The organism is Kangsaoukella pontilimi (assembly GCF_009830125.1).
Taxonomy (GTDB): domain Bacteria; phylum Pseudomonadota; class Alphaproteobacteria; order Rhodobacterales; family Rhodobacteraceae; genus Kangsaoukella; species Kangsaoukella pontilimi.
In genome coordinates, this window is sequence record NZ_WUPT01000001.1 from 916555 (window position 1) to 930938 (window position 14384).

Sequence of the window (14384 nt, forward strand, 5' to 3'; positions counted from 1 at the left end):
CTGGGGATTACTCCCGCACGATTTCGGCCCGGTCGCCTGCCGCCACGCTGATCCAGGCCGTCGGCTCACCACCCCCCGGCCACCAAACGCGGAGCATCAGGCTCTCGGCCTCGCCCATCCCGATATGGATCGGCAACAGCGTGCCGGACACGTGCCCGCCGCCAATGGTTCGCTCGCGCCATTCCGTGCCGCCCTCGCGCCGGATCTCAAGCCACGCGCCGATGGCATCCCGGTTCGCGCCGGACTGGGACAGATCGACCGTTGCCCAGTTGCCGCTGTCTTCGGTCTCGTTCAGCCAGACCTCCATCGGGGCGCGGCGGTTGATGACCACCAGATCCAGCCGCCCGTCGAGGTTCAGATCAGCAAGCGCCGCGCCGCGCGACCGTGCCGTGGTGGCGACACCGGCAGCGACCGAGGCTTCCACGAACGCACCATCCGCCCGCTGCATCAGCAGGTTGTTCGGGTCGTGGATGGCGTTCGACGGCATCTGGTCCACGTTGCCCTTGGCGATGAACAGATCCAGCAGGCCGTCATTGTCGATATCCCCGAACTCCGCGTGCCAGCCGGTCGAGGGCCGCCCGTCATCTCCCACATGGGGCCGGTGCGCCGTCGCGCCCCGCTCGAACGGGGCAGGCATGATCCGGCCCTCCCGGTTCAGGTGCAGCACCTGATCGCCCATCGAGGTCAGCATGACGTCGGGAAAACCGTCCCGCTCCAGATCCGCGCTCGCGATGCCCATGCCCCAGATCGACACCCGATCCCAGCCGTCGCCCGTGTCGAGCGCGGTGAGGGGCGACATGCGCCACATCTGCTCGTAGCCGCCCTTCACATAGTAATGCCGGTCGTTCGAGATCCTGAGATCCGCCACCCCCTCGCGCCGCCAGTCCGAGAAGAGCATGGAGAGCGCACAGAACCCCGGCTCAAGCGGGACAGGCATGGCGTAGCCGCCCTCACCCGAGGGGCGGTAGAGCGCGTTCTCGTCGCAGGCTTCGAACGGGCCGTCGGGATCGTCCCGGTCGACATAGTTGCCGATGGCCAGGGTGGGCAGACTGTCCTGATCCTCCCAGGTGGCGGTGAAGGCGGTGCTCCATGCGTTGCCCCCATCGAAACCCCACTCGGCCGACGCGTCGCGAAATCCGCAGTCGCCGTCGCCCTTCAGAAGCATGTTCGCGCCGACGCGCAGCACAGCCAGATCGCTCAGCCCGTCGCCGTCGATGTCAATAGGGTAGGCGCCGGTGACGCGGGTCAGGTCGGGCAGGGCCTTCCCAAGCTGGAATTCAAGCGCGGCCGACTGGCCGGCGATGTTCACGAACAGGTGCGACGGCCCTTCGCCCCCGGCGGCGAAAATGTCGGGCCGCGTGTCACCGTTGCAGTCGAAGACCGCCACGCCGCCACCGACGAAATGCTCCCAGCCGCCGGAGTAGACATGCTCGACCGGCAGCTCGCCTGCAACGTCCCGGAACAAGGGGTCGCCTGCGGTGCCGATAGACGGCATCAGCGTCAGGCAGAAAGCAAACGCAAGACGAAGGGTCACGCGGCGTTTCCCGCACGGACGGAAAGCTGCGCCTCGGTCACGTAGGACAGCGCCAGCGTCGACGCCCCAGATGCCCAGACCAGATCGCCCCAGGCGTGGACTTCGACCGGCGGCGCGGCGACCCCGGAGTTCAGCGCGTGGGACGCCATCTCGTCCAGCATCTGGCTGGAGTAGAGGTATTCGTACTGCATCCGCCCGCCCGACAGGATCACCAGTTGCGGGTCGAACAGGTTCAGCACGTTGCCCATGCCAAGCGCGAGGTACTTGCCCGCCCGCTCGAAGATCGAGCGCGCGGCGGCGTTCCCGGCCTTTGCGTCGGCGTAAAGACGTTCGAGCACCTCCGGCACTTCGGTGCTGGCGGCGATGGGCGCATTGGTCGCCACGGCGGCCTCGCGGACAAGCGCATAGTCGGCCACATAGGCCTCAAGGCAGCCGCGCTGGCCGCAGCGGCAAAGCGCCCCGTCGAGCGCGACCTTGGTGTGGCCAAGCTCCATCCCCATGCCGCGCGCCCCGCGGTAGAGCTTGTGGTTCATCACCAGCCCCATGCCGACGCCGTGCTCGATGGTGACAACTGCGAAGTTCGAAATCTGCCGCCCGACGCCGAACCAGAGTTCGGCCAGCGCCACGAGATTCGCGTCATTGTCGATCGTGACCGGCAGGCCGAGCCGGTCGGACATGAGGGCGGCAAAGGGCAGGGGGCCGCACTCCATCACGGGCGACCAGTGCACCATCCCTTTCGACGGATCGACGAAGCCCGGCACTCCGATCCCGACCGCGGACAGTTTCAAGACCGGAATGCCTGCGCTGCGGCAGACATCCTCAACCAGTTCCGCCGTCGAATCGACGATGCATTCGGGAGAACGATTTTCCGACGCGCGCATCGTGGCAGAGGCGATCTGCCGCCCGGCAAAGTCGTGAATGACGGCGGTGTGTTCGAGATCGGAGAGCTTCAGCCCCGCAACGACATGGGCATCGGGCTCGACCCCAAGCGCGATGGGCGGGCGACCGCGCCCTGTCTCACCCGCTTCATGGGCGCCGGGCAATTCGCGGATAAGCCCCATCTCGATCAGAGCGGAGGTCTGCGTGGTGACGGTGCCGGGGCTGATCATCAGATCCTTCGCGATGGTTGCACGTGACACGGCCCCCATGGCGCGGATACGCTCGAAGATAGAAAGCCTAAGGGAATCGGGTGAATCGGCGGGAGGAAGGAACGGGCCACAGCCCGCAACCTCGGGGGACTCAAACGAAACATGTTTGATCTCACCCATTAATTCTCCTCCAAAACTTTATGCCGACAAAAATGGCATAATCCCCCCCGCTCAGGCGGAAGATTGCCCCTGCATCCTGCTTCGATCAACAACATTCTTAGTTTCGAGTGCATTTTTTTGTTTGACACGAAAATTAATTCATTGGAACATCTGGCGCGAGGGCCCGGAATGGGTCCCGAGTTTTGGGAGGATACCATGAAAAGAAGAACACTCGTCGCCGCACTGGCGGCCGCGACCTGCCTGACGTCCCCGGCCTTTGCCGGAAGCCACAGCGTGACTGTCGGCGTCAGCTGGTCGAACTTTCAGGAAGAGCGCTGGAAGACCGACGAAGCCGCGATCAAGTCGGCGCTCGAAGCCGCTGGCGCAAGCTATGTCTCGGCCGACGCCCAGTCGTCGTCGTCGAAGCAGCTTTCCGACGTCGAGAGCCTGATCGCTCAGGGCGTCGACGCTCTGATCATCCTCGCGCAGGACGCCTCGGCCATCGGCCCGGCGGTGCAGGCCGCTGCCGACGAAGGCATCCCGGTCGTCGCTTATGACCGCCTGATCGAAGACCCGCGCGCCTTCTACCTGACTTTCGACAACGTCGAAGTCGGCCGGATGCAGGCCCGCGCCGTGCTCGAGGCGCAGCCCGAAGGCAACTACGTCATGATCAAGGGCTCGGCCACCGACCCGAACGCGGACTTCCTCCGCGGCGGCCAGCAGGAAGTCCTGCAGGAAGCCATCGACGCCGGCCGCATCACCATCGTCGGCGAAAGCTACACCGACGGCTGGGTGCCTGCGAACGCGCAGCGCAACATGGAGCAGATCCTGACCGCCAACGACAACAACGTCGACGCGGTCGTGGCCTCGAACGACGGCACCGCCGGTGGCGCGGTCGCTGCTCTGGAAGCCCAGGGCATGGCCGGTATCCCGGTGTCGGGCCAGGACGGCGACCACGCCGCTCTGAACCGCATCGCCCGCGGCACGCAGACCGTTTCGGTCTGGAAAGACGCGCGTGATCTCGGCCGTGCGGCCGGTGAAATCGCCGTCGCTCTCGCCGGTGGCACCGCTCTGGCGGATGTCGATGGCGCGATGGAATGGACCTCGCCCGCGGGCACCACGATGAACGCAATGTTCCTCGAGCCCGTGCCGATCACCGCCGACAACCTGACCACGGTCACGGATGCCGGCTGGATCTCGGTCGACGTGCTCTGCCAGGGCGTGTCGGGCGGACCGGCCCCCTGTAACTAAGCCTTATCGCGGCGGCGCCTTCGGGGGCCGCCGCTTTCGCTTTCCGATACCGCGCGCCCCCGGCGCTGCGGCTCTGACCCCGCATCGAAAGAGGCCAGCCAATGACCGACACGGCTCACGCCCCGGCAGACGCGCCGCGCAAACGCAGTCTTCTTGAAACGCTCGAAGTCGACACCCGCCTCCTGGGCATGATCGGCGCCTTCATCGTGTTGTGCCTGATTTTCAACTTCGTGACGGACGGGCGGTTTCTGACGGCCCGGAACATCTTCAACCTGACCATTCAGACCGTCTCGGTCGCGATCATGGCGACAGGCATGGTGTTCATCATCGTCACCCGACATATCGACCTTTCGGTCGGCTCGCTTCTGGCGACCTGCTCGGCCTTCATGGCCATGGCCCAGACCGTTTGGCTGCCCAATGCGCTCGGTCTCGAACTTGGCAGCGCCGCCATTGCGCCGCTCGCCATCATCCTCGGCCTGATCGTGGGCGCTCTGATCGGTGCCTTTCACGGCTGGCTGGTCGGTTATCTGACCATCCCGGCCTTCATCGTCACGCTTGGCGGGCTTCTCGTCTGGCGGAACGCGGCATGGTACCTGACCAACGGCCAGACCATCGGCCCGCTCGACGAGACCTACAACCTCTTCGGCGGCACCAACGGCACGCTTGGACCGACATGGTCCTGGATTTTCGGGATTGCGGCCGCGATTGCCGCCGTGGCGATCCTTTTCTCGTCGCGCCGGAACAAGGTCAGCCACGAGTTTCCCGTCAAGCCTCTGTGGGCCGAGGTGTCGCTTGCCGCGATCGTGGTTGCGGCCATTCTCGGGTTCATCGCGATCCTGAACTCTTACGAGGTTCCGACAGCCCGTCTGGAACGCCTGTTCGAGGCGCGGGGCGAGGTGATGCCCGAGGGCTTCACCACCGGCTACGGTCTTCCGATCTCTGTTCTGCTGCTGATCATCGTCGCCATCGTGATGACCGTCGTGGCGCAGCGCACCCGGCTCGGGCGTTATATCTTCGCCACCGGCGGCAACCCTGATGCGGCGGACCTCTCGGGCATCAACACACGCCTGCTGACGGTCAAGATCTTCGCGCTGATGGGCTTTCTCTGCGCTCTGTCTGCGGTCGTCGCCTCGGCGCGCCTCACGTTCCACTCGAACGACATCGGCACGCTGGACGAACTCCGCGTCATCGCGGCGGCCGTCATCGGCGGCACGGCTCTTTCGGGCGGCATCGGCACGATCTACGGCGCCATCCTGGGCGCGCTGATCATGCAGTCGCTGCAATCGGGCATGGCCATGGTGGGCGTGGACGCGCCGTTCCAGAACATCGTCGTGGGCAGCGTCCTCGTGATCGCGGTCCTCATCGACATCATCTACCGCAAGCGGACAGGAGCACACTGATATGGCTGAAGACCGCGGAACCCCTCTTGTCGAGTTGAACGACATTTCGATCTCTTTTGGTGGCATCAAGGCCGTCGATCATGTCAGCGTCGATCTCTACCCGGGCGAGGTCGTTGGCCTTCTGGGCCATAACGGCGCGGGCAAATCGACGCTGATCAAATGCCTCTCGGGCGCTTACCAGAAGGATTCGGGCGAAATCCGCATCCGGGGCCAGAAGGTCGAGATAAACAACCCGCGCGACGCGCGCGCTCACAATATCGAGACGATCTACCAGACGCTGGCGCTTGCCGACAATCTGGACGCCGCCTCGAACCTGTTTCTGGGCCGCGAGATCACGACCGCGACCGGCCTTGTCGACGATGCCGCGATGGAAGCCGAGACGCGCAAGATCATGGCGCGTCTCAACCCGAACTTCCGCAAGTTCTCCTCGCCGGTCTCGGCGCTTTCGGGCGGTCAGCGTCAGTCGGTCGCCATCGCGCGGGCGGTCTATTTCAACGCCAAGATCCTGATCATGGACGAACCGACCGCAGCCCTCGGGCCTCAGGAAACCCAGATGGTGGCCGAACTGATCCAGGAGCTGAAGCGTCAGGGCCTCGGCATCTTCCTGATCGACCACGACGTGCATCAGGTGAAGGCGCTGTGCGACAGGGCCGCCGTGATGAAGAACGGCAAGCTGGTCGGCGTCGTCAATGTGGATGAGGTATCCACCGACGATATCCTCGCCATGATCATCGCCGGCAAGAAACCCGAACACCTGGCCGCCTGAGGCCGGCACCCAAGACCCGAACGGAGCCCTCCCATGACCGACTTCTTCAAGGACATTCCTGAAATCGCCTACGAGGGCCCCGACAGCACGAACGAATTCGCCTATCGCCACTACAACCCGGCCGAGATGCTGAACGGCAAGTCGATGGAAGACCATCTGCGTTTCGCCATCGCCTACTGGCACAGCTTCGCATGGCCGGGCGGTGACCCGTTCGGGGGGCAGACCTTCGAGCGCCCGTGGTTCGGCGACACGATGGACCTTGCCCGGCTCAAGGCCGACGTGGCCTTCGAAATGTTCCGCATTCTCGGGCAGCCGTTCTATTGCTGGCATGACGCCGACGTCCGTCCCGAAGGCGCGACGCTGGCTGAGAGCCGCTCGCGCATGGAAGAGATGACCGATTATCTCGGCCAGAAGCAGGAGGCGCAGGGCACGCGTCTTCTCTGGGGCACGGCGAACCTGTTCACCAACCGCCGCTTCATGGCCGGCGCGGCGACCAACCCGGACCCGGATGTCTTCGCCTATTCGGCCGGGATCGTGAAATACTGCATGGACGCCACGCAAAAGCTCGGTGGCGAGAACTACGTTCTCTGGGGCGGGCGTGAGGGCTATGAGACGCTTCTCAACACCGACCTCAAGCGCGAGCGCGCGCATGCGGGCCGCTTCCTCCAGATGGTGGTCGAGTACAAGCACAAGATCGGCTTCAAGGGGGCCATTCTGGTCGAGCCCAAGCCGCAGGAGCCTTCCAAGCACCAGTACGATTACGACGTCGCCACGGTCTACGGCTTCCTCAAGGAGTTCGGTCTGGAAGGCGAAGTGAAGATGAATATCGAGCAGGGCCACGCGATCCTTGCCGGTCACTCCTTCGAGCACGAGCTTGCCATGGCGGCGAGCCTCGGAATCTTCGGGTCGATCGACATGAACCGGAACGACTATCAGTCGGGCTGGGATACCGACCAGTTTCCGAACAACTTGCCCGAAGTTGCGCTGGCCTATTACGAGGTCATCAAGGCCGGCGGCTTCACCACGGGCGGCACGAATTTCGACGCCAAGCTCAGGCGGCAGTCGCTCGATCCGGTGGACCTTATTCTCGCCCATGCGGGTGCCTTCGACGTCTGTGCACGGGGCTACAAGGCGGCGGCGGCGATGCTGGCCGATGGAGCGTTGGAAGCGGCGCGTGCACAACGCTACGCCGGCTGGGACAGCGCCGAGGCGCAGGCCATGCTGGGGCAGGGGCTGGACGAGATCGCCGCGCGGGTCGAGGCCGAGGGCATCGAGCCGGAACCGCGCTCGGGCCGTCAGGAGCGCCTGGAAAACCTCGTCAACCGCTTCACCTGACACGCTTCGGTGACGCGTCGCCGAAGGTTCTGCGCTCGGTTAGGGGCTTCATAAGGAATTCAGCGTTATAGCCCCGGAAACAGTTTCAAGACCAAATTCTTCTGTTTCCGGCAAGGGGCGATATGACGGGCAAACGCGCTACCGCTGTTCTGGCTATGCTGGCGTGGCTGGCACTTTTGGTTGTGCCCGGCATGGCTCAGGAGCTTCGCTTCGCCAATTTCGCGTCCGAGTCGCACACGGTCAACCAGTGGCTGATCCCGACGCTCGACGCTCAACTGCGCGACGCGACCGGGGGTGCCGTCTCGGTACGGGCCTATCACCGGGGTGAGCTTGGCCGTGGACCTGTCGAGCAATACGTGAGGGCGCTTCAGCAGGAGGCGGACATCACCTGGGGCCTTCACGGCTATACCTCGGCACAATTTCCCCGCACGATGATTGTCGAGCTTCCGGGCGTCGTGCCACGCCATGGCTCGGGCGCGGCGGCGCTTTGCAAAGCCATGGACGAGATCGCGTCGGAATTTCCGGGAACGCGCCGCATCGCGCTCTGGACGTCCGATCCCGCGATCATGATCATGCGCGACAAGGTGGTCCGACTGCCGCAAGACCTGCAGGGATTGAAGATCCGGGTGGCGGGTGCCAGCGCCGCCCAGGTCGCGGAAGCCTTCGGCGCCATTCCGGTCCAGATGCCAATCAATCAGGTTCATGACGCGCTTGAGAGCGGGTTCATTGACGGTGTGTTCACGGGTGCGTCCGCGATACGGGATTTCAGGCTTCATGAGGTGGCGAATGTCTATGTTCTGGGTGCCCCGCTCGGCCGGTTGTCCTTCTTCGCGGTGATGAGCAATCGCACCTATGACAGCCTTCCCGAAACCGCGCGTCAGGCGATAGATGGGCTGGATATCTGTGCCTTGGGCGAACTGGCCGAAGACGCGGTGCGGCAAACGGGTCAGGCTGCGATCGAGACGACTCGCCGTTTGCCCGATATGACCGTTCTGGACCTGACCCCATCTCAGGCCCGCGCCTTCGAACAAGCCGCCGCCGATGTCGTTGCGGACTACGTCGCCAGCGTGGACGGACAGCGGGTCTTCGATGCAATGACCAACTGATCGGCCGTCAGTCGCGGCCCATGTCTGACAGTTGGGCCGCACTCTTGCGCGCGCCGGTCGCCACGTCTTCGATACAGGCCAGCAGGATTCTTCCGATCAACCGGCAGTCCTCGACCGAGAACGTGAGCGGCAGGCGCATGTCGAACAGTGTTGCCAGAACCCGGTCCGCGTTCGGCAAGCTCTGATCTTCGAGATAGCGCCAGCTCTTGTGGGTCGAGGTGAAGCCATGCGGTTCGGGGGCGCCGAACCATTTCAGCTCGACACCGTCTTCCGCGGCCAGTCGGACAAGCCTCGCGCAGTCCTCCGGTCCGAAATCCGGCACCCGGAACTGAAAGGAAGAGCCGACGCGCAACTCGCCCGGCAGCGCGCCCGGCAGCGCCACCCGATTGGCCCCCCGGAACGCGTCCGCCAGAGCGTCGTGCCGCCGGTTCCATTCCGCCACATTGTGATCGATCCCGGCAATCTGCGGCAGGATCACCGCCGCACGGAGAGCGTCCATTCGCGCCGACAGGTTGGGCGTCACCTCGCGCACCGCCCGAAAAGCGTCTTCGGGCGGCGAGGCGCCGTGGCGCGCATAAAGCATGTAGCTTCCCGACAGTATCGTCGCCCGCGCCATCAGGTCGGGATCGTCGCTGACCAGAAACCCGCCTTCGCCCGAATTCACATGCTTGTAGGTCTGGCTGGAAAAGCAGGCGACACGCCCGTGATTGCCCGACCGCACACCACCGACCCAGCCCCCCATGGAATGGGCGCAATCCTCGATCACGGTCAGGCCCAGCCGGTCGGCCAGTGCCATCAGCCTGCCCATATCGGGCGCATGGCCCCGCATATGCGACAGAAGCAGAAAGCGCGCGCCGCTTGCATCGACCCGCGTTTCGAGGTCATGCAGATCGGGCCGAAGATCGTCGCCGGTCTCCACCAGCACGGCGCGCCCGCCGACCGCCTCGATCGCTCCGGGCACGGGCGCGAGGGTAAAGGCATTGACCAGCACCGCGTCTCCCGGCCGGACGCCTGCCGCACGGAGTGCGATCTGGATCGCCTGACCGCCTGACGTCACCGCAAGGCAGTATTTCCGGCCCTGCCACGTCGCCACGGTTTCTTCCAGCCGCGCGGTCACGCCCGCATCGCCCTCAACAGTGTTGTACCGGTGAAGACGGCTCGACATCAGCACATCGAGCGCGCCGTCGATGGACGCCTGCGGCAGCGGCGCCTGCTGAGTGAAACTGCCGGTGAATTTCAGCCGGTCCGGGGCAGGCGGAACGGCGGCTTCCGAAACTGGATTGCGCATGAATGCTGTCCTGACATTTCCCAAATCTTGACGGCCCGTCGCCCGGTCAGGTCAACTCCCGCCGCCTGTATCTCAATTTTTCGAAGCTGAGTTATGACAAGTCGGGAGAGTCCATGGCAACGAGATCGGCTTCTCTTGCATCCAGCAGCATCAGGGAACTGGCCAGCCACGGCATCTCGGCCACGGCCGGCTCGACGATCTTCTGTCCGATCAGCCGATGCATGGCCGTATAGATCATCCGCGAGACGGACTGCACATAAAGCTCGGTCGTGAAAAGCGACAGCGTGCGTGCAAAGCCGGTACCGGGAAAGGCTGCAAGGCGGATATCGGCATGAAGGCGCTTCGCCCGCATATAGCTGGCCGCCGTCGTCACCGCCCAGCCCGCACCACCTGCGACCATCGCAAGAAGCATCTGGTTGCTTTCAAGCTCGTAGCGCTTCTCGAAATTCAGACGCCGCCGGCGCAGGTTGGTCTCGATCTGGCTGCCGATCATCTGGGACTGAGGATAGCGCAGGAACGGAATGTCGCCCCGCCCGGCGATGAAATCCTCGGCCGAAAAGCGGCTTGAGGCGGGCAGGGCGACCACGAAGGGATCGCGCAGAAGCGGCTGTTCGATCAGGCCCGGCAGATCATTCGGCGGGCGCGTCGCCACCGCCACGTCCAGCTTGTGATCGGCCAGAAGCGCCAGAATTTCGTGGCTGGGCCGGGTCTTGTGGCGAAAAATGCACTTCGGCATCAGATGGGCCAGCATCTTGGCCAGTTCCGGAGCGATCTCGCCGTCGAAATCATCGACAAGGCCAAGGCGCAGGTTCCGTGCCTCTTCCAGGTTGCCCGAGGTCAGTTCCAGCTCGCCCCGCCTTATGATCCGAAGACCTTCGTCGACATGGCGGAGAAAGACGGAGCCCGCAGGCGTCACCACCATGGGCCGGCGGCTGTGATCGAGAAGCGGCACGCCCATGCTTGCCTCAAGCGTTTTCAGGTGATGGGACACGGTGCTGATCGACAAACCGGTCTCGCTTGCCACGGCCTGAACAGACCCGGTGCGGGCAACCGCGCGAAAGACCTCCAGTCCTTTCAGCGTCAAATCTCTGCTCATCTACACGTCCCCCGTCGCCAAATTGCCCTTTCGCGCAGCAATCGCGTGCGGCACCTGATAACATATCGCAAGGCATATTCGAGATTTTCGCAACTCGTTTTTTTCTTTGCCGGTGTCGCGCCCGGTGTGAAACGCTGAGTGCGTCAAGAAAACCGGCGGCACGGATCATGCCGGACATCGCATTGACAGGGAGAAAACGAGAATGAAATCCACCACCTTCAAGAAATCCATCCCCGCCGCCCTGACCGGCATCGCGCTGGTCATGGGCGCGCAGTCGGCGTCGGCGGGCGGCCACCTGAGCGAAATCACGGTCGCCTACTTCCTCGAATGGCCCATGCCGTTCCAATACGCCAAGGTGCAGGGCACCTATGAGGAAGAGATGGGCGTCTCGATCAACTGGGTCGCCTTCGACACCGGCACCGCGATGTCGGCGGCCATGGCCTCGGGCGACGTACATATCGCCGTCAGCCAGGGCGTGCCGCCCTTCGTCGTCGCGACCTCTGCGGGCCAGGACCTTCAGACCATCGACGTGGCCGTCAGCTATGCCGAGAACGACAACTGTGTCGTCGCGGACTCGCTCGGCATCGACAAGACCAACGCGGGCGAGCTGGAAGGCAAGCGTGTGGCCGTTCCGATCGGCACCGCCGCGCATTATGGCTTCCTCAAGCAGATGGAGCATTTCGGCGTCGATATCTCGACCATGGAAATCGTCGACATGCCGCCGGCCGAAGGCCAGACCGCCTTCGCGCAGGGCAACCTCGACATGGTCTGTGGCTGGGGCGGCGCGCTGCGTCGTATGAAGGAAGACGGCAACGTCCTTCTGACCGGCGCGGAAAAGGAAGAACTCGGCATCCTCGTCTTCGACGTGACCTCGGCGCCTGCGGCCTTCGTGGCCGAGAACCCCGACCTCGTCACCGCCTTCCTCAAGGTGACGGCCGACGCGAACGAGGCCTGGAACTCGGGCGCGGGCGTGGCCGAGATGCTGCCCGTGATCGCGCAGGACGCCGGTATGTCGGTGGAAGACACCGAAGCCACCATGGCCACCTTCATCTTCCCGAGCGTCGAGGATCAGCTCGGCGCCAAGTGGCTGGGCGGCGGTGCGCAGAACTTCATGCTGGGCGTGGCGGGCGTCTTCGTTGAAGCCGGCTCGATCCCGGCTGCGCGGGACAGCTATTCGAGCGCCGTGAACACCGGGCCGCTCGAAGCCGTCGACGGCTGAGGCGCCCTTCTGCCAGAATGAGGGGGCGGGCCGTTTGAGCGGCCCGCCCCTTACCACGGGAACCGAAAGCGGGCTGGCATGTCGGAACTTCAGATCGAGAATATCTCGATGCGCTTCGACCTTCCGAACGGGACGCATGTGCAGGCGTTGAAGAACGTCTCGATGACCCTGAAGGAAGGCGAAATCATGAGCGTCCTCGGCCCATCGGGCTGCGGAAAAACCACTCTTCTCAATATCGTAGCGGGCTTTCTTGCACCGACCGAGGGGCGGATCGTCCTTGGCGGCAAGCCGATCAAGGGACCTGCGCCGGAACGCGGCATGGTGTTCCAGAAAGGCGCGCTGTTCGAGTGGATGAACGTCCGCGAGAACGTCGACTTCGGCCCGCGCATGAAGGGGATGCCCAAGAAGCAGCGAGACGAGATTTCCGACCACCTGCTCGAGGTCGTGGGCCTGCGTGACTTCAAGGAAAAGGCGGTCTACGAGCTGTCTGGCGGCATGCAGCAGCGCGTGGCGCTGGCGCGCTGCCTCGCCAACGAGCCCGACGTCATCCTGATGGACGAACCATTGGGCGCGCTCGACGCGCTGACGCGGGAAAAGATGCAGGGGCTGGTGCTGAAGCTCTGGAAAGAGACGGGCAAGACCATCATCCTCATCACCCATTCGGTGGAAGAGGCCCTTCTTCTGGGTGAACGGCTGGTCGTCATGGCGCCGCGCCCGGGCCGTATTCACAAGGAATACAACCTTCCCTTCGCCGAAATGGGCGTGGGTCAGGACCTGCGCGAAGTCAAGAAGCACCCCGATTTCGGCATCAAGCGCGAGGAAATTCTCGGCATGATCTGGGAAATGGAAGAAGAGATCATGGGCCGCACGGAGGCCGCGACATGACCGTCCTTATCGCCTATATCGCGCTCTTCATCGCCGCCTTCCTGATCGTGCGCGCCATCCGCGCGCGCCGCGAGGCCGTGCATGATTTCACATCGCTCAAGACGGTCACCTTCGGGGATGAAAGCGCGGTCAGGCCCGACCGCGCGGCGTCTATCATCTCGATCCTCGTCATTTTCCTGATCTGGGGGGCCTTCACCGGCTCGAAGATCACGCCGATCCATGTACCGGGACCCTTCGAAGGCTCCACGAGTTTCACCTACACCGCGACCGACGCCGCCGGAAACACAGATGACGCAACGGTCAACGTCTTGGTCTTCCCGCTCGGCGACGACCCCGCGCTGGACGAGGTGGCATCTGGCGACGGCTTTGCCGCCAACGACTCGCTCGGCGTCACGCAGCTTCGGACCGAGCGTCTGCGCGTTCTTGACAATGACACGGGCGAGGACCTGACCGTCACGGCCATCGACGGCCAGCCGGTTCAAGCCGGCGTTCCGATCGAGGTCGCGAATGGCGAGGTCCTTCTGAACCCGCGCGGCGCGCTTCTCTTCACGCCGTCCAAGGGCTGGCAGATGGAGCCGATCTGGCTGCCGCCGCCGGAAGGCGTGTTTCAGCGCCTGATCGACATCGCGCGGGACGGCTATCAGAACTTCACGCTATGGGAGCATCTGGGCTTCTCGCTGATGCGCGTGATCGTGGGGTTCATCCTTGGCTCGCTCGTCGGTATCCCGCTCGGCTATGCCATGGGCCTTTCGGGCTGGTTTCGGGGCTGGTTCGACCCCATCGTCGAGTTCATGCGCCCTGTGCCGCCACTCGCGCTCATCCCGCTCGTCATCATCTGGTTCGGCATCTGGGAGACGGGCAAGATCATCCTCCTGTTCCTGGCCGCGCTCTGGATCATGACGATCGCCGCGCGGGCAGGGGTGTCGGGCGTGAACATCTCGAAGATCCACGCGGCCTATTCGCTCGGCGCGTCCAAGTGGCAGATCATGCGACACGTCATCATCCCGAACTCGCTGCCTGAAATCTTTACCGGCGCGCGGGTCGCCATGGGTGTCTGCTGGGGCACGGTGGTCGCCGCCGAACTGGTCGCGGCACAAAAGGGCGCGGGCATGATGATCATCGCTGCGTCGAAATTCCAGCTGACTGACATCGTGATCATGGGGATCATCCTGATCGGCATCATCGGCTATGGCATCGATATCCTGATGCGCATGGCCGAGAAATGGCTCGTGCCCTGGAAGGGCCGGCACTGAGGCG

At 64.1% G+C, this 14384-nt stretch carries 12 protein-coding genes; 8 read left to right on the forward strand and 4 right to left on the reverse strand.

Going from position 1 to position 14384, the window contains the following annotated elements; translation table 11 throughout:
- Window positions 1-7: 7 nt before the first annotated feature.
- Both GQ651_RS04635 and GQ651_RS04640 read right to left on the reverse strand, forming a co-directional pair.
- Window positions 8-1534, reverse strand: coding sequence for a CRTAC1 family protein (locus tag GQ651_RS04635; protein WP_319637320.1), 1527 nt, complete (start codon window positions 1532-1534; stop codon window positions 8-10).
- Window positions 1531-2682 (reverse strand): ROK family protein, encoded by a 1152-nt coding sequence (locus tag GQ651_RS04640; RefSeq protein ID WP_319637383.1) that lies wholly within the window; start codon window positions 2680-2682, stop codon window positions 1531-1533. The genes GQ651_RS04635 and GQ651_RS04640 overlap by 4 nt, the downstream gene beginning before the upstream one ends.
- 315 nt (window positions 2683-2997) lie before the next feature.
- On the opposite strand from GQ651_RS04640, the gene xylF reads away from it, so the two are divergent.
- The 5 genes from xylF (at window position 2998) to GQ651_RS04665 (ending at window position 8639) form a co-directional block, all read left to right on the forward strand.
- Window positions 2998-4032, forward strand: a complete 1035-nt coding sequence (gene xylF / locus GQ651_RS04645) for a D-xylose ABC transporter substrate-binding protein (RefSeq protein WP_160763024.1) — start codon at window positions 2998-3000, stop codon at window positions 4030-4032.
- A gap of 101 nt (window positions 4033-4133) precedes the next feature.
- Window positions 4134-5432: a sugar ABC transporter permease gene (locus tag GQ651_RS04650; RefSeq protein WP_160763025.1), complete on the forward strand. Its 1299-nt coding sequence runs from the start codon at window positions 4134-4136 to the stop codon at window positions 5430-5432.
- Between the two features lies 1 nt (window position 5433).
- Entirely contained in the window at window positions 5434-6198 is a 765-nt protein-coding gene (locus GQ651_RS04655) for an ATP-binding cassette domain-containing protein (protein ID WP_160763026.1), read from the forward strand.
- Between the two features lie 33 nt (window positions 6199-6231).
- Entirely contained in the window at window positions 6232-7533 is a 1302-nt protein-coding gene (gene xylA, locus GQ651_RS04660; RefSeq protein WP_160763027.1) for a xylose isomerase, read from the forward strand.
- 122 nt (window positions 7534-7655) lie between these two features.
- Window positions 7656-8639: a TRAP transporter substrate-binding protein gene (locus tag GQ651_RS04665; RefSeq protein WP_160763028.1), complete on the forward strand. Its 984-nt coding sequence runs from the start codon at window positions 7656-7658 to the stop codon at window positions 8637-8639.
- A 7-nt stretch (window positions 8640-8646) separates the two neighbouring features.
- On the opposite strand, the gene GQ651_RS04670 is transcribed toward GQ651_RS04665, so the two are convergent.
- On the reverse strand, window positions 8647-9927 hold the full coding sequence (locus GQ651_RS04670) for a DegT/DnrJ/EryC1/StrS family aminotransferase (RefSeq protein ID WP_160763029.1): 1281 nt from the start codon (window positions 9925-9927) through the stop codon (window positions 8647-8649).
- Window positions 9928-10018: 91 nt separating this feature from the next.
- Window positions 10019-11023 carry a LysR family transcriptional regulator gene (locus GQ651_RS04675; RefSeq protein ID WP_160763030.1) on the reverse strand — a complete coding sequence of 335 codons (1005 nt, stop codon included), beginning with the start codon at window positions 11021-11023 and terminating at the stop codon, window positions 10019-10021.
- 202 nt (window positions 11024-11225) lie between these two features.
- Here GQ651_RS04675 and GQ651_RS04680 point away from each other — a divergent pair, with 202 nt between their 5' ends.
- From GQ651_RS04680 to GQ651_RS04690, 3 genes are all read left to right on the forward strand, one after another.
- On the forward strand, window positions 11226-12242 hold the full coding sequence (locus GQ651_RS04680; protein WP_160763031.1) for a taurine ABC transporter substrate-binding protein: 1017 nt from the start codon (window positions 11226-11228) through the stop codon (window positions 12240-12242).
- Between the two features lie 78 nt (window positions 12243-12320).
- Window positions 12321-13127, forward strand: a complete 807-nt coding sequence (locus GQ651_RS04685; RefSeq protein WP_160763032.1) for a taurine ABC transporter ATP-binding protein — start codon at window positions 12321-12323, stop codon at window positions 13125-13127.
- Complete coding sequence (locus tag GQ651_RS04690; RefSeq protein WP_160763033.1) at window positions 13124-14380, forward strand: ABC transporter permease subunit; 1257 nt, start codon at window positions 13124-13126, stop codon at window positions 14378-14380. Before GQ651_RS04685 ends, GQ651_RS04690 begins: the two co-directional genes overlap by 4 nt.
- Window positions 14381-14384 lie beyond the last annotated feature (4 nt).

Coding starts and splice junctions, on each gene's coding strand:
- GQ651_RS04640 (WP_319637383.1), bottom strand. CDS start 2,682: ATGGGGGCCGTGTCACGTGCAACCATCGCGAAGGATCTGATGATCAGC.
- xylF (WP_160763024.1), top strand. CDS start 2,998: ATGAAAAGAAGAACACTCGTCGCCGCACTGGCGGCCGCGACCTGCCTG.
- GQ651_RS04650 (WP_160763025.1), top strand. CDS start 4,134: ATGACCGACACGGCTCACGCCCCGGCAGACGCGCCGCGCAAACGCAGT.
- GQ651_RS04655 (WP_160763026.1), top strand. CDS start 5,434: ATGGCTGAAGACCGCGGAACCCCTCTTGTCGAGTTGAACGACATTTCG.
- xylA (WP_160763027.1), top strand. CDS start 6,232: ATGACCGACTTCTTCAAGGACATTCCTGAAATCGCCTACGAGGGCCCC.
- GQ651_RS04665 (WP_160763028.1), top strand. CDS start 7,656: ATGACGGGCAAACGCGCTACCGCTGTTCTGGCTATGCTGGCGTGGCTG.
- GQ651_RS04670 (WP_160763029.1), bottom strand. CDS start 9,927: ATGCGCAATCCAGTTTCGGAAGCCGCCGTTCCGCCTGCCCCGGACCGG.
- GQ651_RS04675 (WP_160763030.1), bottom strand. CDS start 11,023: ATGAGCAGAGATTTGACGCTGAAAGGACTGGAGGTCTTTCGCGCGGTT.
- GQ651_RS04680 (WP_160763031.1), top strand. CDS start 11,226: ATGAAATCCACCACCTTCAAGAAATCCATCCCCGCCGCCCTGACCGGC.
- GQ651_RS04685 (WP_160763032.1), top strand. CDS start 12,321: ATGTCGGAACTTCAGATCGAGAATATCTCGATGCGCTTCGACCTTCCG.
- GQ651_RS04690 (WP_160763033.1), top strand. CDS start 13,124: ATGACCGTCCTTATCGCCTATATCGCGCTCTTCATCGCCGCCTTCCTG.